13 protein-coding genes, 2 tRNA genes, 2 rRNA genes, 1 other RNA gene and 1 pseudogene are annotated in these 20,063 nt (G+C 22.2%); 10 read left to right on the forward strand and 9 right to left on the reverse strand.

The genetic code is table 11. The features are described 5' to 3' along the window. Positions 1-118 precede the first annotated feature (118 nt). The 3 genes from lon (at position 119) to RJK19_RS01590 (ending at position 6,240) form a co-directional block, all read left to right on the forward strand. A complete protein-coding gene (lon, locus tag RJK19_RS01580) occupies positions 119-2,476 on the forward strand; it encodes an endopeptidase La (RefSeq protein WP_343183957.1) in 2,358 nt (785 codons plus the stop codon). Between the two features lie 240 nt (positions 2,477-2,716). After that, on the forward strand, positions 2,717-4,477 hold the full coding sequence (locus RJK19_RS01585) for an ABC transporter transmembrane domain-containing protein (RefSeq protein WP_343183958.1): 1,761 nt from the start codon (positions 2,717-2,719) through the stop codon (positions 4,475-4,477). Positions 4,478-4,485: 8 nt separating this feature from the next. Then, complete coding sequence (locus RJK19_RS01590; RefSeq protein WP_343183959.1) at positions 4,486-6,240, forward strand: ABC transporter transmembrane domain-containing protein; 1,755 nt, start codon at positions 4,486-4,488, stop codon at positions 6,238-6,240. Positions 6,241-6,251: 11 nt separating this feature from the next. Here the strand turns inward: RJK19_RS01590 and ffs are convergent. Next, an RNA gene (gene ffs, locus RJK19_RS01595) (signal recognition particle sRNA small type) lies at positions 6,252-6,350 on the reverse strand. Between the two features lie 118 nt (positions 6,351-6,468). On the opposite strand from ffs, the gene dnaX reads away from it, so the two are divergent. The 4 genes and pseudogenes from dnaX to RJK19_RS01615 all read left to right on the forward strand — a co-directional run bounded on the left by dnaX (position 6,469) and on the right by RJK19_RS01615 (position 10,523). Further along, a complete protein-coding gene (gene dnaX / locus RJK19_RS01600; RefSeq protein WP_343183960.1) occupies positions 6,469-7,548 on the forward strand; it encodes a DNA polymerase III subunit gamma/tau in 1,080 nt (359 codons plus the stop codon). A gap of 24 nt (positions 7,549-7,572) precedes the next feature. After that, the gene (locus tag RJK19_RS01605) at positions 7,573-7,902 is read left to right on the forward strand and encodes a YbaB/EbfC family nucleoid-associated protein (protein ID WP_343154701.1); all 330 of its coding nucleotides are present in this window, start codon (positions 7,573-7,575) and stop codon (positions 7,900-7,902) included. Positions 7,903-7,982: 80 nt separating this feature from the next. Then, on the forward strand, positions 7,983-9,839 hold the full coding sequence (gene htpG / locus RJK19_RS01610; RefSeq protein ID WP_343183961.1) for a molecular chaperone HtpG: 1,857 nt from the start codon (positions 7,983-7,985) through the stop codon (positions 9,837-9,839). Between the two features lie 34 nt (positions 9,840-9,873). Continuing rightward, positions 9,874-10,523 (forward strand): annotated as a pseudogene (locus RJK19_RS01615) (adenylate kinase family protein). 8 nt (positions 10,524-10,531) lie between these two features. Here RJK19_RS01615 and RJK19_RS01620 read toward each other — a convergent pair. Next, positions 10,532-10,605: transfer RNA gene (locus tag RJK19_RS01620), tRNA-Arg, on the reverse strand. A gap of 128 nt (positions 10,606-10,733) precedes the next feature. Between RJK19_RS01620 and folD the strand changes: the two genes are divergently transcribed. After that, a complete protein-coding gene (folD, locus tag RJK19_RS01625; RefSeq protein ID WP_343183962.1) occupies positions 10,734-11,591 on the forward strand; it encodes a bifunctional methylenetetrahydrofolate dehydrogenase/methenyltetrahydrofolate cyclohydrolase FolD in 858 nt (285 codons plus the stop codon). Between the two features lie 14 nt (positions 11,592-11,605). Here the strand turns inward: folD and cysS are convergent, their stop codons facing one another. The 6 genes from cysS to RJK19_RS01655 all read right to left on the reverse strand — a co-directional run bounded on the left by cysS (position 11,606) and on the right by RJK19_RS01655 (position 17,994). Next, on the reverse strand, positions 11,606-13,024 hold the full coding sequence (cysS, locus tag RJK19_RS01630) for a cysteine--tRNA ligase (RefSeq protein WP_343183963.1): 1,419 nt from the start codon (positions 13,022-13,024) through the stop codon (positions 11,606-11,608). 33 nt (positions 13,025-13,057) lie between these two features. Further along, a 5S ribosomal RNA gene (gene rrf, locus RJK19_RS01635) occupies positions 13,058-13,172 on the reverse strand. Positions 13,173-13,262: 90 nt separating this feature from the next. Beyond that, positions 13,263-16,239 (reverse strand): 23S ribosomal RNA (locus tag RJK19_RS01640). 169 nt (positions 16,240-16,408) lie between these two features. Next, positions 16,409-16,481: transfer RNA gene (locus RJK19_RS01645), tRNA-Glu, on the reverse strand. Positions 16,482-16,595: 114 nt separating this feature from the next. Further along, positions 16,596-17,432, reverse strand: coding sequence for a shikimate dehydrogenase (aroE, locus tag RJK19_RS01650; protein WP_343183964.1), 837 nt, complete (start codon positions 17,430-17,432; stop codon positions 16,596-16,598). Continuing rightward, on the reverse strand, positions 17,425-17,994 hold the full coding sequence (locus RJK19_RS01655) for an L-threonylcarbamoyladenylate synthase (RefSeq protein WP_343183965.1): 570 nt from the start codon (positions 17,992-17,994) through the stop codon (positions 17,425-17,427). The genes aroE and RJK19_RS01655 overlap by 8 nt, the downstream gene beginning before the upstream one ends. A 147-nt stretch (positions 17,995-18,141) precedes the next feature. Between RJK19_RS01655 and def the strand changes: the two genes are divergently transcribed. Both def and fmt read left to right on the forward strand, forming a co-directional pair. Further along, positions 18,142-18,648 carry a peptide deformylase gene (gene def / locus RJK19_RS01660; RefSeq protein ID WP_343183966.1) on the forward strand — a complete coding sequence of 169 codons (507 nt, stop codon included), beginning with the start codon at positions 18,142-18,144 and terminating at the stop codon, positions 18,646-18,648. Beyond that, entirely contained in the window at positions 18,632-19,579 is a 948-nt protein-coding gene (fmt, locus tag RJK19_RS01665) for a methionyl-tRNA formyltransferase (RefSeq protein ID WP_343183967.1), read from the forward strand. The genes def and fmt overlap by 17 nt, the downstream gene beginning before the upstream one ends. A gap of 95 nt (positions 19,580-19,674) precedes the next feature. Here fmt and rplQ read toward each other — a convergent pair whose 3' ends face one another. Then, positions 19,675-20,061, reverse strand: a complete 387-nt coding sequence (rplQ, locus tag RJK19_RS01670; protein WP_343183968.1) for a 50S ribosomal protein L17 — start codon at positions 20,059-20,061, stop codon at positions 19,675-19,677. Positions 20,062-20,063 lie beyond the last annotated feature (2 nt).

Here is a 20,063-nt window from a genome sequence, read left to right on the forward strand (position 1 = left end):
AAATAAAAATCATACCAAAAAATTCTCAGATCTTTTTATATTAAAAACTATTTTTTTTAAAATGTTGATGTATATCATTAATACTATAGAATAACTATTAAAACTAAGAGAGAAATATATGAATTCTGAGTATAACAAAAAAATACAAATATCTTTGTTACCACTACGAGATATAGTAGTATATCCAAACATGATAATATCATTATTTATTGGAAGAAAAAAATCAATAAAATGTATAAATAAAATTGTTAAAAATAAAGAAAAAATATTTTTACTTACACAAAAAGATCCAAATGTAGAAAAACCTAAAGAAAAAGATCTATTTAAAATAGGAACTGTTGCAAAAATACTTCAAATATTGAAGTTACCTAATGGAACAATAAAAATTTTAGTAGAAGGTTTAAAAAGAGCTAAAATTTGTTCATTAAAAAAAAATGAAGAATATTTTTTAGCTAATATAAAATTTATAAAAAATAATGTAATAAAAGATGAAGAAAGTAAAGTTTTAATAAACACTTCTATAAAAAAATTTGAAGAATATATAAAATTAAATAAATTAATACAATTAGAAATACTAAACAACATTAAAAAAATAAAAAATATAGAAAAATTATCAGATACAATTGCTTCATATATAAATTTAAAAGTAAAAGATAAACAAAACATATTAGAAATGTCTAATTCTAAAAAAAGATTAGAACATATTATGGTAATAATGGAATCAGAAATAAACATTCTAAAAATAGAAAAGAAAATAAGAAATAGAGTAAAAAAACAAATGGAAAAAAGTCAAAAGGAATATTATTTAAATGAACAAATGAAAGCTATACAAAAAGAATTAAATGAAACAGAAGATGAAGTAAATGAAGAAAAAATGTTATTAAAAAAAATAGCATTAATAAAAGCTCCTAAAGAAATAAAAAATAGAATAAAAATAGAACTAAAAAAACTTAAAACAATGCCATATATGTCATCAGAATCATCAGTTATAAAAAGTTATATAGATTGGATAATACAAGTTCCATGGGCTAAAAGAGGAAAAATAAAAAGAAATTTATTAATAGCTAAAAAAATATTAGATAAAGATCATTATGGATTAAAAAAAGTAAAAGAAAGAGTAATAGAATATTTAGCAGTACAATCTAGATCAAAAAAAATTAATGGACCTATTTTATGTTTAGTAGGACCTCCTGGAGTAGGAAAAACATCTTTAGGACAATCTATAGCAAAAGCTACTGGAAGAAAATATATAAAAATGTCGTTAGGAGGAATAAGAGACGAAGCAGAAATTAGAGGACATAGAAAAACGTATGTAGGCTCTATGCCGGGAAAAATAATTCAAAAAATGTCAAAAGTAGGAGTAAAAAATCCACTATTTTTGTTAGACGAAATAGATAAAATTTCATATGATAATAGAACAGATCCATATTCTGCTTTATTAGAAGTTTTAGATCCTGAACAAAATTTTGCATTTAATGATCACTATTTAGAAATAGATTATGATCTTTCAGAAGTAATGTTTATAGCTACCTCAAATACTTTAGATATACCATATGCATTATTAGATAGAATGGAAATATTAAGATTATCAGGATATACAGAAGAAGAAAAATTACATATAGCAAAAAAACATATAATACCAAAACAAATAAAAAAAAATGTATTAAAAAAAAGTGAAATAGAAATAGAAAAAAATGTAATAACAAAAATAATAAGACATTATACAAAAGAAGCAGGAATAAGAAATTTAGAAAGAGAAATATCAAAAATATGTAGAAAAGTAGTAAAAAAATTATTATTAAATAAAAAAATAAAAAAAGTAAAAATAAATAATAAAAATGTAAAAAAATATTTAGGAATTAAAAAATTTGATTATGGAAAAATTTCTAAAAAAGATAAAATAGGACAAGTATCAGGTTTAGCTTGGACAGAAGTTGGAGGAGAATTATTAAACATAGAAGCAGCATGTGTTCCTGGAAAAGGTAAACTTACTTATACTGGATCCTTAGGAAATGTAATGAAAGAATCTATACAAGCAGCATTAATAATAATAAGATCACAATCAAAAAAATTAGGAATAAAAAATAGTTTTTATGAAGATCATGACATACATGTACATGTTCCAGATGGAGCAACTCCAAAAGATGGTCCTAGTGCAGGAATATCTATGTGCACTGCTATTACATCATGTTTAACAAAAAATCCTGTAAGATCTAATATAGCAATGACAGGAGAAATTACTTTACAAGGAAAAATATTAAATATAGGAGGATTAAAAGAAAAACTTTTAGCAGCTCATAGAGGTGGAATAAAAAATGTATTAATACCTTATGAAAATAAAAGAGATCTAGAAAAAATACCAAAAAATATTTTGTTTGGATTAAAAATACATAAACTAAAAAAAGTTGAAGAAGTATTAATATTATCATTAAAAAATTTTCCATATAAAAATTTTAAAAATGCAAAAAAAAGATAAAATAATGCTGGCAAAAAAAAATAATTGCCAGCTAAGTTAACAAAAATATGTAATATATATGATAAAATACTAAAAAATATATTTTTTTTGATATTTTAAAAAAAAATGATAAAAAATTTTTTAGTAAAAACAATTATAATAATTATTATTGCATCATTTATAATTAATAATTTTTTATAATTATTAATTTTTATAAAAATAAAAATAATATAAAACAAATTTAAAAAACAGGATATTTTTGTGCAACTATTTTATAAACTAAATTGGTATTTTTTAAAAGAATGGAAAAAATATATTAGTGCTATAATCCTTCTAATTACAATATCTTTATTACAATTAATACCACCAAAATTAATGGGAATATTAATAGATACAATTATAAAAAAAAAACATTCAAATGATAAAATCTTTTATATAGTATTATCAATATTTACTATATCTACTATAGTATACATATTAAGATATATGTGGAGAGTATTATTATTTGGTGCATCTTATAAATTAGCTATAAATCTTAGAAGTAAAATATATAAATTTTTAAGTAAACAAAATTCTGATTTTTATTTAAAAAATAAAATAGGTAATTTAATTGCTAAATCTACTAATGATGTAGATAGAGTAGTATCTGCAGCAGGTGAAGGAGTATTGACATTAGTAGATTCTGTAGTAATTGGATCATTAGTATTAATAGTAATGATATTTCAAATAAATTTTTATTTAACTATAATATCATTACTTCCTATGCCAATAATGGCTTATATAGTAAAAAAATATGGAGAAAAATTACATAAAAAATTTAAAAAATCTCAAAATGCATTTTCAATTTTAAATAATAATACACAAGAAATTTTAACTAGTATAAGGATGATAAGATCATACGGATTAGAAAAAATCAAACTAAAAAAATTTAAAAAAGTAATAAAAAATGTTGGAAAAAAAAATATAGAAGTTTCTAAAGTAGATGCACTATTCGATCCTATAATACATATTTCTATATCTATTTCTAATTTATTAGCAATAATATTAGGAGGAATATTAGTAATAGAAAATAAAATTACTCTTGGAGAATTAACTAGTTTTATTATGTATTTAGGATTAATGATGTGGCCTATGTTAGCTTTAGCTTGGATGTTTAATATAGCAGAAAGAGGAAAAGTATCACTACTTAGAATACAAAAAATAATTAAAACTAAAAAAGAAAAAAAAAAAAATTTTTCAAAATTTCCAAAATCACACAAGAATTTACAAATAAAAATATATAAATTTTGTTATAAAAATTCTAATAATATAATTTTAAAAAATATTTATTTTAAAATAAAGTTAGGAAATACACTTGGAATATGTGGTCCAATAGGATCAGGAAAAACTACTTTATTGAATATAATACAAAACAATTTAAATTTAATAAAAGGGAAAATTCTTTATAACAATGTATGTATAAAAAATATTAAAAAAAAAGAATGGAAATCTAATTTATCAGTAGTAAATCAAAATAATTTTTTGTTTTCAGATACTATTGAAAATAATATTTTAATTGGTAATTCAAAATCTTCCAAAAAAGATGTAAAAAAAGTTTCAAAATTAGCATATATACATAAAGATATATTGTCTTTTCCAAACAAATATAAAACTAAAATAGGAGAAAAAGGAATAATGTTATCTGGAGGACAAAAACAAAGATTGTCTATAGCTAGAGCATTATTAAATGATTCAAAAATAATAATATTAGATGACTCTTTATCTGCAGTAGATGGAAAAACAGAAAACAAAATATTAAAAAATTTAAAAAAAAATAAAGAAAAAAATAAAACAATAATATTAGTATCACATAAATTATCTACTTTAATTAATGCAGACAAAATAATAGTTTTAAAAAATGGAAGAATAGATCAAATTGGAAATCATAAAGATTTGATAAAAGAAAAAAAATGGTATTATAAGATGTTTAAATATCAACAACTGAAAAAAAGATTAAAAAAAGAAACAAACGAAAGAGATTAAATTTATATATGGATAAAATAAAAATTAATTTTTCACCTATTTTAATGAGATTATTAAAATATGGAATTTTATATAAAAAAAAAATATTATATGTAATAATATTATTATTGTCTTCATCAATTTGTGAAGTATTATGTCCTATATTAATAAGCTTTTTCATAAAAACTATTATAGAAACAAATTCAATAGAAATTAAAACTTTTATATTAATAATTTCTATTTTCATAATTTTGCAAATTATATCTGCATTATGCAATTATTTAGAAATAATAATATTTAGTAAAATATCTACAAAAATAGTTAAAAAAATTAGATTAGATGTTATGAAATCAGCATTAAATCAACCAATTAAAATATTTGACAAAAAACCAATAGGGCAAATCGTTTCTAAAGTTACAAATGATACAGAAACTATAAAAGAACTGTATGAAAGAGTTATTCCTTCTACCATAAGAAATATAATATTAATAACAATTGTATTAATAACAATGTTTTTATTAGAATGGAAAATGGCTTGTATATCAATAATAATGTTTCCAGTAATTTCAACTATAATGATAATATATCAAAAATATAGTACTCCAATAATAAGAAAATTAAGATCTTATATAGCAGAAATAAATAATGTATTTAATGAAGCAATAAATGGAATGCAAATAATACAACAATTTAATAAAGAAAAAATGTTTTATAAAAAAATAAAAAAAATAAGTAAATTACATTATTTATATAGAATGAAAATATTAAAATTAGATGGTTTCTTACTTAGACCATTGTTTAGTTTTTGTACTAATATAATATTATGTGGACTAATATTATTATTTAATTTTTTCCCAAAAGAATCATTTCAAGTAAGCACTTTATATGTATTTATAAATTATCTAAACAGATTAAATGAACCTATGTTATCAATAATAAATCAACAATCTACACTTCAACAATCTATAGTATCAGGAGAAAGAATATTTAAATTAATAGATTCTAAAAAAAAAGAATATGGAAAAAATAATAATCCTATTAAAGATGGTAAAATACATATAAAAAATTTAAATTTTTATTATTCAAACAAAGAAAAAAAAATATTAAAAAATATAAATATAAAAATTAAGAAAAAAAAATTTGTTGCTTTTGTAGGTCATACAGGTAGTGGTAAAAGTACTTTAGCTAATCTAATAATAGGAAATTATAAAATAAAAGAAGGAAATATATATATAGATAATAAAAAAATAGAAGAAATAAGTAAAAATGTAATTACTAATAATATAGGAATAGTTCAACAAGATCCGTTTATTTTTACGGATACATTGTTTAATAATATTTCATTAAAAAGAAAAATTTCTACAAAAAAAATAATAAAAGTTATAAAAGATGTTGAATTGTATGATCTTATAAAAAAAAATAGAAAAGGAATTCATATGAAAATTAATGAAAAAGGTAACAATATTTCACAAGGTCAAAAACAATTAATATCTATAGCAAGAATATTAGTAAAAAAACCAAAAATTTTAATATTGGATGAATCTACAGCAAATATAGATTCTAATACTGAAAAAAAAATTCAAAAAATATTATTTAAAATTAAAAAAAATCTAACTTTAATAATAATAGCTCACAGACTTTCTACTATAATAAAATCAGATAAAATATTTGTTTTCAATAAAGGAAAAATAATAGAAAAAGGAAATCATAAAGAACTAATGAAAAATAAAAAATTTTATTGGAGAATGTATACATTGCAAATTCATAATAAAAAAATATTTTAATAAAATATATCTTCTGTCAACTTTAACTTAAGTACCTGATTATATTTAAATTGGCTGCTTTTTTCCAAACCTGACCTAATGTTTAAATATTCAGAACATAAGGGCTGACAGAAGATATTATTTATTATAATATATAATTCAATATAAAACAATATATTAAAAAAAAATATAAAATGAAAAAATTTTAATATTACAATTTTTATAAAAATAATATATAATTATAAAATTATGAGTTATAAAATATTAGCTAGAAAATATAGACCTAAATGTTTTAATGAAATAGTAGGTCAAAAATATATAATAAAGTCAATATATAATAGTTTTAAACTTAAAAAAATACATCAATCATGGATATTTTCCGGAAAAAGTGGTATAGGAAAAACTACTATATCAAGACTATTATCTAAAAGTTTAAGTTGTAAAATTGGAATAAAATATTTTTCTTGTTTAAAATGCAATAACTGTATAGAAATATTAAATGGAAATTTTGTAGACTTAATAGAAATTGATGCAGCATCTAAAACTAAAGTAGAAGAAATTAAAGAAATATTAGACAATTCTAAATATCTTCCAATAAAAGGAAGATTTAAAATTTATATAATTGATGAATTTCATATGTTATCTAAACATAGTTTTAATGCATTATTAAAAATTTTAGAAGAACCTTATAAACATATAAAATTTATATTAGCTACAACAAATATACAAAAAATACCAGAAACAATAATTTCTAGATGCATATGTTTTAATCTAAAAGAAATTAGCAAAAAACAAATAAAAAGATATTTAATAAGTATATTAAAAAAAGAAAATATAAAAATAGAAAAAAATGCAATAGAAATAATATACGAAGAATCTAAAGGAAATATAAGAAGTTCTTTAAATATTATAGAACAAGCTATTCTACTAAATAAAAATATAATTACAGAAAAAAATATAATAAATATATTAGGAAAAATAGAACAAAATAAAATGTTTTTATTAATAAAATATTTAATATTAAAAAATAAAAACAAAGTTTTTAAAATATTAAATGAAATTAATGCATCTAACTTTCAATGGAAAATAATATTAGATAATATATTAAAATTATTACATCATTTTGCTATTTTAAAAAAATTTGGATTTTCTATAGAAAAAAAAACATATATGAAAAATTATAGAAATGAAATTATAAAAATGTTAAAAAATATAAAACTTTCAAAAATATATAAATATTATAAAATAATGATAAGTGGAAAAAAAGAAATTAAAATTTCTATCAATCCTAGAATATGCGTAGAAATGGCATTATTAAAAATTTTATAAAAACTAATAAAAATAAGGTTAAAAATGTTTACAAACGAAAAATTAGGAAATTTAATGAAACAAGCGCAACAAATGCAAGAAAAAATGTCTAAAATGCAAGAAGAAATGGCTAAAATAGAAGTTACTGGTGAAGCTGGAGCAGGTCTAGTAAAAGTAACCATAAATGGTATACACAATTGCAGAAAAGTAGAAATTGATCCAACATTATTAGAAGATGATAAAGAAATATTAGAAGATTTAGCTACAGCAGCTTTTAATGATGCATCAAGAAGAATCTCTGAAGCACAAAAGAAAAAAATGTCTAATATTTCTAATAATTCACAACTACCAAATGGATTTAATTTTCCTTTTTAGTATTAAAATATTATATAAAAATTATTTAATAAAAATATATATTAAAAAATATTTAATAAAAATTTTAATTAGGAAAAAAAATGAAATCAGAAAAATATTCATTTAAATCAGAATCAAAACAACTTTTAAAATTAATGATACATTCCTTATATTCTAATAAAGAAATATTTATTAGAGAATTAATATCAAATTCATCAGATGCAATAGAAAAACTAAGATTTTTATTACTTTCTAATGAAAAATTTTCAAATATTAATATAAAATATCAAATAAAAATATATTTAGATGAAAAAAATAAAAAAATAAAAATAAGTGATAATGGAATAGGAATGAAAAAAGATGAAGTAATAAAAAATTTAGGAACTATTGCAAAATCAGGAACAAAATCTTTTATAAAATCTATAAAAAAAAATAAAAATAATGATTTTATAGGAAAATTTGGAGTTGGTTTTTATTCATCTTTTATAGTAGCTAAAAAAGTTTATGTAAATACATTATCAATATACAATAAAAATAAAAATAGCATAATATGGAAATCATATGGAAATGGAGAATATTCAATAGAAAAATCAGATAAAAAAAATGTAGGAACTGATGTAACATTATTTTTAAAAGATTCAGAAAGTTATTTAATAAATTACTATACAATAAAAAATATTATAAAAAAATATTCAGATCATATAAACATACCTATAAAAATAAAAAAATATGATAAAAAAAATAAATATAAATGGGAAAAAATAAATTTAGCAGAATCTTTATGGACATTAGAAAAAAAAAATATTGAAAAAGAACAATATATAAATTTCTATAAATATATAACAAATGATAATAATGATCCTTTTATATGGACTCATAATAAAGTAGAAGGAAATATAGAATACATAATTTTATTATATATACCATCAAAAGCTCCATGGGATATATGGAATAGAGAAAAAAAAAGTGGTTTAAAATTATATATAAATAAAGTATATATAATGGATAATGTAGAGCAATTTTTACCAAATTACTTAAGATTTGTAAAAGGAATAATAGATTCTAAAGACTTATCTTTAAATATATCTAGAGAAATACTTCAAGAAAATAAAAATATAGAAATTATAAAAAAGACAATTACTAAAAAAATATTAATACTTATAAAAAACATTGATAAAGAAAAATATATAAATTTTTGGAAAGAATTTGGATCTATAATAAAAGAAGGAATAGCTGAAGATATAGAAAATAAAGAACTAATTTGTGATTTATTACTATTTTCTTCTATAAAAACTAATAGCAAAAATAAATATTTATCTTTAGATGAATATGTTAAAAACATGGAAAAATTTCAAAAAAATATATATTTTATTACTTCAGATAATTACAAATCAGCAAAAAACAGTCCTCATTTAGAAATATTTAAACAAAAAAAAATAGATGTTTTAATACTTCATGAAAGAATAGATGAATGGATGATGAACTATTTAACAGAATTTAAAGGAATAAAATTTCAATCTGCAAATAAATTTGATGAAACATTAAACAAAATTGCAAACGAAAAAAATAAAAATGAAGAAAAATCATCAAAAAAAATAAAAAATTTAATAAAAAAAATAGAAAAAATATTAAAAAACAAAGTTAAAAAAGTAAATTTAACACATAAATTTTCAGAAACAGCAGCTGCGCTGACAACGGATTCTAATGAAATGAGTACACAAATGGCAAAATTATTTTCTGCAGCAGGTCAAAAAGTTCCTGAAATTAAATATATTTTTGAAATAAATCCAAATCATAAATTAATAAAAAAAATTTCTAGTATATCAAATAAAAAATATTTTAAAGAATTAGTAAAAATGTTATTTGAACAAGCTGTTTTAAATGAAAAAGGATCTCTAACAGAACCGAATAAATTTATAAAAAGAATAAATTATTTGTTAACAAAAAATATTATATAAAAAAATAAATTTATAAAAAGTGTGAAAAAAAAATATGAAAATAATTATATTAGGAGCTCCGGGAAGTGGTAAAGGTACTCAAGCAAACATAATATCAAAAAAATATAATATAAAAAAAATTTCTTTAGGAGAAATATTTAGAAAAAATATAAAAAAAAAAATTATTTAGGAAACATGATTAAGAAAAAAATTGAAAATGGAAAATTAGTAGATGATAAAATATCCATTAAAATTATAAAAAAAATAATTTCTGAAAAAGATTGTAAAAATGGATATATATTAGATGGATTTCCTAGAACATTTATGCAAGTAAAAAATATGTTTAATAAAAATATTAAAATAAATTGCATAATAGAAATTATTACAAATAAAAAAACAATATTAGAAAGAATATCTGGAAGATTAGTACATGAAAAATCAGGAAGAGTATATCATAAAATATTTTTTCCACCAAAAATAAAAAATAAAGATAACATTACTGGAGAAAAATTAAAAACAAGAAAAGATGATAAAAAAAAAATAGTAGAAAAAAGATTTAAAGAATATGAACAAGAAATAAAAAAAATAAGAAAATATTTTATAAACAAAACATTAAATAAAAAAATATATTATAAAATAAATGGAAATTTAGAAAAAAACATAATAAGTAAAAATATATCAAAAATAATAAAAAAATATATTTAATTATTTTTTGCACTCTACAAGATTCGAACTTGTGACCCACGGCTTAGAAGGCCGTTGCTCTATCCAACTGAGCTAAGAGTGCATTTTTTTAAGTAAATTATATATTATTTTATATATTATGTAAAATATAAGAATGCATTTTTTTTATAAAATTTGCAAGTACTTTTTAAAAATTATATTATAATGTTTTTAAAAAAAAATGGAGAAAAAATGTTAAATAAAATAATAAATGGAAAAAAAATAGCAAATTATTTACAAAAAAAAATAAAAAAAAAAATAATAAAAAAAGTTAAAAATGGAAAAAGAAGACCAGGAATAGCAATAATATTAATAGGAAATGATTCCTCTTCTAAAATTTATGTTAAAAAAAAAAAAATTGCATGTAAAAAAGTAGGATTTATATTTAAATATTGGAACTTTAAAAATTCTGTTAAAGAAATAGAAATATTAAAATTAATAAAAAAATTAAATAAAAATATAGAAATAGATGGAATATTAGTTCAACTTCCATTACCAAATCATATAAATTATAAAAATATAATGTGTTCTATATCATATAAAAAAGATATAGATTGTCTTAATCCATATAATGCAGGTCTTTTATTCCAAAAAAATTCTATAATAACTTCATGTACAGCAAAAGGAATAATGACATTAATAAAAAAATATAAAATAAATATTATAGGATTAAACGCTTTAATAATAGGATCCTCTAACATAGTAGGAAAACCAATAAGTATGGAACTTTTAGCATCTGGATGCACAATAACTATAGCTAACAAACATACAAAAAATTTAATAAATTATACTAAAAATGCAGATTTATTAGTAGTTGCTATAGGAAAACCTAATTTTATAAAAAAATCTTGGGTTAAAAAAAATTCTATAATATTTGATGTAGGAATTAATAAAATGCCAGATGGAAAAATAATAGGAGATGTAAATTTAAAATCAGTATATAAAAAAATATCTTATATTACTCCAGTTCCAGGAGGAGTTGGCCCGATGACAGTTACTTCATTATTAGAAAATACATTAATAACATATAAAAAATATTATAAAAATTAATTTTAATTAATTTTTTATTTAATTTTCCAAAAAGTTTTATTATAATTATCTTCTAATAAAATTCCTATTGAATTAAATTTTTTTCTAATATTATCAGATTTTCCCCAATTTTTATTTTTTCTAGAAAAATTTCTTATATCTATTAAAATTTCTATTTTACTAATAGAAATTATATTTTTTAAAATTCTAATTTTTTGTTTTTTAAAAAAATCATCACAACTTAAATAAAAAAAACCTAAAATTTTTCCTAAAAAAATTAATTTAGTAGACAAAATATTTGAATTAATTACATTGTTTTTTTTTTCTATATTTATTCTTTTAGAAATATCAAACAATATAGAAATTGCCTTAGGAGTATTAAAATCGTTATTCATTGCACTCATAAATTTTTTTTCAAACATTGTAGATTCTTCTGTTATACAATTATTAGTCTTTGTATTCAATAAAGAATAATATAATCTTTCCATTGAAAGTCTAGATTTTCTTAAACTATATTTAGTATAAATTAAAGGTTTTCTATAATGAATAGATAAAAAAAAATATCTTATAGTATCAGAATCATAATTTAAAATAGCCTGTTTTAAACTATAAAAATTTTTTAAAGATTTAGACATTTTACAATTTTTAAAAATTAATAATCCAGAATGTATCCAATATTTTACATATTTTTTATTATCTAAAAAACAAGAAGATTGAGATCTTTCATTTTCATGATGAGGAAATAATAAATCTAAACCACCTCCATGTATATCAAAAACCTTACCGCAATATTTATAACTTAATGCAGAGCATTCAATATGCCAACCAGGTCTTCCATTCCCCCATGGTGATTTCCATGAAATATTATTTTTATATTTTTTATCTTTTTTATTAATTAATTTCCATAAAACAAAATCTTTACTTTTTTTCTTATTTAAAAAATTTATATTATTATTTTTCTTTATTAAATTTGATAATATTTGTTTTGATAATTTTCCATATGATTTAAAACTAGATATAGAAAACATAATATCACCATTTTTAGATATATATGCATTTTTTAAATCTAACAATTTCATTATAAATTTAATTATTATCTTTATATTATGTGTAACTCTAGGCTCAACATCAGGTAATAAAATATTTAAATTATAAAAATCATCTTTCATACTTTTTATAATTCTGTCTACTAAACAAAAAAAATTTTCATTATTTTTAAATGATTTTTTAATTATTTTGTCATCTATATCAGTGATATTTCTAATATATTTTACTTTATATCCCAGATATTTTAAATATCTTATTATCATATCAAAAACTATAAATGTTCTACCATGACCTAAATGACAAAAATCATATACGGTAATACCACAAACATAAATAAACACTTTTTTATAAAAAAATGTCTTAAATATTTCTTTTGAATTTTTTAAAACATTAAAAATTTTTAACATTTATATCTCTATAAATAATAAAACTATATAAAATCCTGGCAATTACCTACTCTCACACAAGGATGCCTTGTACTACCATCGGTGTTGAAATGTTTCACTTCTGAGTTCGATATGGATTCAGGTGGTACCATAACACTATATCGCCAGGATATAAAAAATAGTTCAAAAAAAATTATGCATAAAATTTTTTATAAAATAACAGAAAAAAACAAAACTAATAAAACATTTCTGGTGTTGTAAGGTTAAGCCTCTCAGGTAAATTAGTACTAGTTAGCTTAACATGTCACCATGCTTACACATCTAGCCTATCAACGTTGTAGTCTACAACAACCTTTAAGCAAACTAAAATTATTTAGTTTAAGGGAAGACTAATCTTAGGGTAAGTTTCGTGTTTAGATGCTTTCAGCACTTATCTTTTCCGTATTTAGCTACCGGGCAATGCCATTGGCATGACAACCCGAACACCAGTGATACGTCCACTTCGGTCCTCTCGTACTAGAAGTAGATCCCTTCAATCTTCCTACGCCCACGACAGATAGGGACCGAACTGTCTCACGACGTTCTAAACCCAGCTCGCGTACCACTTTAAATGGCGAACAGCCATACCCTTGGGACCTGCTCCAGCCCCAGGATGTGATGAGCCGACATCGAGGTGCCAAACACCGCCGTCGATATGAACTCTTGGGCGGTATTAGCCTGTTATCCCCGGAGTACCTTTTATTTGTTGAGCGATGGCCTTTCCATACAGAACCACCGGATCACTAAGACCTGCTTTCGCATCTGCTCGCATTATCACGCTTACAGTTAAACTGGCTTATGCCTTTACACTAAACTTACGATTTCCGACCGTAATTAGCCAATCTTTGTGCTCCTCCGTTACTCTTTGGGAGGAGACCGCCCCAGTCAAACTACCCACCAGACAATGTCTCTATACCGGATAACGGATATTAGGTTAGAATAATAAATTCTAAAGGGTGGTATTTCAATTTTTGACTCAAATTAACCTGACGATTAATCTTCACAGTCTTCCACCTATTCTACACATCAAAAGTCATCATTCAATGTCAAGCTATAGTAAAGGTTCACGGGGTCTTTCCGTCTTGCCGCGGGTATACTGCATCTTCACAGCAATTTCAATTTCACTGAGTCTCGGGTGGAGACAGTCTAGCCATCATTACGCCATTCGTGCAGGTCGGAACTTACCCGACAAGGAATTTCGCTACCTTAGGACCGTTATAGTTACGGCCGCCGTTTACCGGGGCTTCAATCCAGAGCTTCAGAAAAAATCTTAACACCTTTTATTAACCTTCCGGCACCGGGCAGGCGTCACACCGTATACTTCCACTTTCGTGTTTGCACAGTGCTGTGTTTTTAATAAACAGTTGCAGCTAGCTGGTGTCTTAGACTAGTTTCAGCTATAAAAGTAAATTTTTTCACATAATACTAGCGTGCCTTCTCCCGAAGTTACGGCACCATTTTGCCTAGTTCCTTCACCCGAGTTCTCTCAAGCGCTTTAGTATTCTCTACCCAACTACCTGTGTTGGTTTGTGGTACGATTTTATTTTACATAAAGTTTAGAGGATTTTCTTGGAAGCATGGTGTAAATCACTTCATTATTTGCATAATTAGTCATAACGCCTTAGATTAAAAAATGATCGGATTTACCTAATCATTAACTCCTACACGGTTAAACCAGGACAACCAACACCTGGATGATCTAACCTTCTCCGTCACCCCATCACAGTAAAATAAAGAACAGGAATATTAACCTGTAATCCATCGATTACGCTTTTCAGCCTCACCTTAGGTGTCGCCTTACCCTGCCCCGATTAACGTTGGACAGGAACCCTTAGTCTTTCAGCGAGTAAGTTTTTCACTTACTTTATCGTTACTTATGTCAGCATTCGCACTTCTGATACCTCCAGCACATCTCACAATATGCCTTCTACAGCTTACAGAACGCTCCCCTACCCAATAAAAATATTTATATAAAAAATTTCTTAATATAAAAATATTAAATTATTGCCATAGCTTCGGTGTATAATTTAGCCCCGTTAAATCTTCCGCGCAAGACGACTTGACTAGTGAGCTGTTACGCTTTCTTTAAATGATGGCTGCTTCTAAGCCAACATCCTAGCTGTTTATGCCTTCTCACATCGTTTACCACTTAATTATAACTTAGGGACCTTAGCTGATGGTCTGGGTTGTTTCCCTTTCCACAACGAACGTTAGCACCCGCTGTGTGTCTCCCATGATAACATTATACGGTATTCGGAGTTTGCATCGGTTTGGTAGGCCTAGACGACCCCTAGCCGAAACAGTGCTCTACCCCCGCAAATGAATTACATGAGGCGCTACCTAAATAGCTTTCGGGGAGAACCAGCTATCTCCCGGTTTGATTGGCCTTTCACCCCTAACCACAGATCATCCGCTAATTTTTCAACATTAGTCGGTTCGGTCCTCCAGTTAGTTTTACCTAACCTTCAACCTGTCCATGGCTAGATCACCGGGTTTCGGGTCTGTATCCTGAAACTAAATCGCCATATTTAAGACTCGGTTTCCCTGCGGCTCCCTTATTTAAGTTAACCTTGCTACAGAATACAAGTCGCTGACCCATTATACAAAAGGTACGCAGTCACTTTAATTAAAAAATAAAAAAATATATTTATAAAAAGCTCCTACTGCTTGTACGTATATGGTTTCAGGATCTATTTCACTCCCCTTACCGGGGTTCTTTTCGCCTTTCCCTTACGGTACTTTGTTCACTATCGGTCAGTCAGTAGTATTTAGCCTTAGAGGATGGTCCCCCTATCTTCAAACAAGATTTCACGTGTCTCGTTCTACTTTTTGAGTAGATAATAATTATAGTTTTCGTATACTGGGTTATCACCAATTATTACCAATTTTTCCAAATTGTTTTACTAACTTTAACTAATATCTTTTACTCTGGCTTTTCCCATTTCGCTCGCCACTACTTAGGGAATCTCAATTGATTTCTTTTCCTCAAGGTAATAAGATGTTTCAGTTCCCTTGGTTCGCTTTTTTAATCTATATATTCAATTAAAAATGATGAATTATATTCATCGGGTTTCCCCATTCGGATATTATCGGTTAAAACGTTTCTTATCAACTTACCGATACTTTTCGCAGATTAGCACGTCCTTCATAGCCTCTGACTGCCAAGGCATTCACCATATACGCTTAAACGCTTAACCTTACAACCCACAAATGTTTTATTTATATTATTTTAAAAAAATATAATTAAAATTTTGTTTAATTCTGATTTTTTAAAGAGCATTATTATTAATTTAACTATATAAAATTAAATTAACAATAAAATTAAAAAATAAAATAGTAATAATTTATAGTAAAATAAATATTTTATGTCCCCTAGGGGATTTGAACCCCTGTTGCCGCCGTGAAAGGGCAGTGTCCTAGACCTCTAGACGAAGGGGACTAAAATATTAAAATAAATTTTTTAATAACATAATTTTATATACTATAAGTACTAATACTACATAATGAAAAAAAAGAGTCAAGAAGTTTATTAAATTATTTTTTTTAAAAAAAATTAAATTTCTATTTTTTTTTTTAATTCTATTATAGTTTTTTCTACATTTGGAAATTTTTTATGCCATAAAAAACAAGAATGAGCAGCTTGACTTACTAACATTCCTATACCATCTTTAAAATAAATTGATCCATATTTTTTACACCATTTTAAAAAAGGAGTACTTTTTCCATTTTTTTGAAAATATAAATCATAACAATAAGAACTTTTAGAAATTATAGATTTAGGAATATCCGGAATTTTATTAAATACTCCACTAGAAGTAGCATTTATTATTAAATTAAAATTATAATTTTTTATTTCATTTTTTTTTAAACAAAATAAATTTCCAAAATTATTAAATTTTTCTGACAAAATTTTTGCTCTATAAAAAGTTCTATTATATATATATACTTTATTATTTTTAGAAATTAAATTTGGAACTATTCCATAAGAAGCACCTCCTGCTCCAATTATTAATATATTATTTTTTTTTTTTAAAAAATTTAATCTTTTTAAATCATCTAAAATACCTATTCCATCAGTATTATCACCTAATAAAAAATTATTTTCAATTTTTTTTAAAGTATTTACAGATCCAGAAATTTTTGCTCTTTTAGTTAAAACATCTATATATTTTATTATTTTTTTTTTATATGGCAATGTTACATTAGCACCCAAATTATATTTTTCTTTAAAAAAATCTTTTAAAAAAATTTTTAAACAATTTTTAGGAGTTAAAATAGTATTATAAAAATATTTAATATTAATTTGTTTAGAAAAAATTTTATGAATAATTGGAGATAAAGAATGACTAACTGGATTTCCAAAAAGAGAAAAATTATTTAAATTAACCATTTCTAATATATTCTCCATTTATAATATTTATTATAGTAGAAGGACTTTTTTTTAAATTAACATAACCATTCATAATACAAATTTTTTTACCAAATTGATATAAAACTTCTTTCATATTTCTACAAGGATTAAGCCCACTTAAATTAGCGCTAGTAGATATTATTGCTTTTCCGAAATTTTTACATAAACTTTTTACAAATTTATTTTTAGTTATTCTTACAGCAACTAATTCAGAATTTCCTTTTATATAAAAAGATACATTATTATTAGCTGGATGCAAAAGAGTAAAATTTCCTGGCCAAAATTTATAAAACTTTTTTATATTATTTTTTGGAACATTTTTTGTAGAAATATATTTTTTTATATGTTTATAATTATATGATATTATTATAAGACCTTTTTTAGCATTTCTATTTTTTATTTTTAACAAATTAATAATAGCTTTTTCATTATCAGGATCACATCCTATTCCAAATACTGATTCAGTAGGATATATCACTGATTTGCCATTTTTTAAATTCATAATACATTTATTAATATTTCTTTGACATTCAATATACATAAAACAAACTTATAAAAATAAAAATATATAATAATTTTTATATTGATTTCTTTAATATAATTAAAGATAATAAAAATTATATAAATAAAAAATATTATCATATAACAAAATTATTTTAAATAAAAAAAATAGAAAAATAAAAATATTATGAAAATATTAAGATATCCTAATAAAAAATTAAGATATATATCAAAACCTGTAATAAAAATAGATAAAAAAATTCATAAAATAATAGATAAAATGTTTAAAATAATGATATTAGAAAATGGAATAGGATTATCTGCAATTCAAGTTGGAATTCCTTTACAAATAATAACAATATTAGATACAGAAAATATTAATAAAAAAATTACAATAATAAATCCTAAAATAATAAAAAAAAAAAAAAAAATATTAAATAGTGAAGGTTGTCTTTCATTTCCAAATCAACAAGCTATTGTTCCAAGATATAAATATTTAGATATAAAAGCTTTAAACTATTATGGAAAAAACATAAAAATAAAAGCTAAATCTTTACTATCGATATGTATACAACATGAAATTGATCATTTATTAGGAAAACTTTTTATAGATTATCTTTCAGAGTTAAAAAAAAATATCATAAAAAAAAAAATGAAAAAAATGTATAAAAAAGAAAATGAAAATAAAAATTAAAAAAAAATTAAAAATAGTTTTTGTTGGAACAACAAATTTTTCTAAAAAATATTTAGAAGCTTTAATAAAATCAAAATATAAAATAACAAAAGTTATAACAAAAAGAAAATTTTTTAAAAAAAAATATATTTCTGAAGTTGAAAAAGTTGCAAAAAAAAATTTTATTAAAGTAATTTCAAAAATAAATTTAGAAAATTCAAAAATAATAAAAGAAATTAAAAAAGAAAATCCAGACATTATGATAATAGTTGCATATGGAATAAAAATACCTAAAAATATAATAAAAATATTTCCATTAAAAGCAATAAATATACATCCTTCAATTTTACCTAAATGGAAAGGACCTTCTCCTATACAAAGAGCTATATTAAATGGAGATAAAAAAACTGGTATCAGTATTATACTAATAAATCAAAAAATTGATTCTGGCAATATATTATATAAAAAAACATGCAAAATAGAAAAAAAGGATACATTCTTAAGTCTATCTAAAAAATTATGTAATATTGGAATAAAATGCATGTTTTTAACTTTAAAAAATATTCATAAAAAAAAAGAACATAAACAAAAAAATATAAAAAATAATAATTTATATGCATATAAAATTAAAAAGTTAGAAACAAAATTAATTTGGTCAAAATCTGCAAAATCTTTAGAAAGATCAATAAGAGCTTTTTTCCCAAAACCTGCAAGTTATTTTATATATAAAAAAAAAAGAATAAAAGTAATGAAATCTAAAATATTTTTTTCAAAAAAAAAATATTTGTGTGGAAAAATAATAAATGTTTTAAAAAATGGAATATATATAGGAACAAAAAAAAATTGTTTAATAATAAATAAAATTCAATTAGAAGGTAAAAAAATAATTAATTCTGTAGATATATATAATGGATACAAAAATTTTTTTAAAATTGGAGATATAATTAAATGAAATATAAATTTTATAATAAATTTTATATAAATAATAGTTATAAAAAATAACTATTATTTATTTTGTTTTATATGAAAAATATTTATACATTTTTTTTATAATTTTTTTTTAATAACATTATTTTTTTTTCTTCCTACTAATTCTATATAAGACATTAAAGAATTATCTCCTTTTCTAAATCCACATTTTAAAATTCTAATATATCCTCCTGGTCTTTTTAAAAAAAATGGAGCTATATCAACAAATAGTTTTTTTACTATATTTACATTTCTTATTCTAGAAAACACAATTCTTCTATTATGTAAAGAATCTTTTTTAGAAATAGTAATTATTTTTTCTGAAAATTTTCTTAATTCTTTAGCTTTAGCTAAAGTAGTTTTAATCCTTTCATATTCAAATAAAGAACACATCATATTTCTAATCATAGATTTAAAATGACTTCTTGTTCGATTAAATTTTTTTCCAGATTTTTTATGTCTCACAA

Origin of the sequence: Buchnera aphidicola (Ceratovacuna keduensis) (assembly GCF_039372665.1) — a bacterium.
Taxonomy (GTDB): Bacteria; Pseudomonadota; Gammaproteobacteria; order Enterobacterales; family Enterobacteriaceae; genus Buchnera_G; species Buchnera_G aphidicola_D.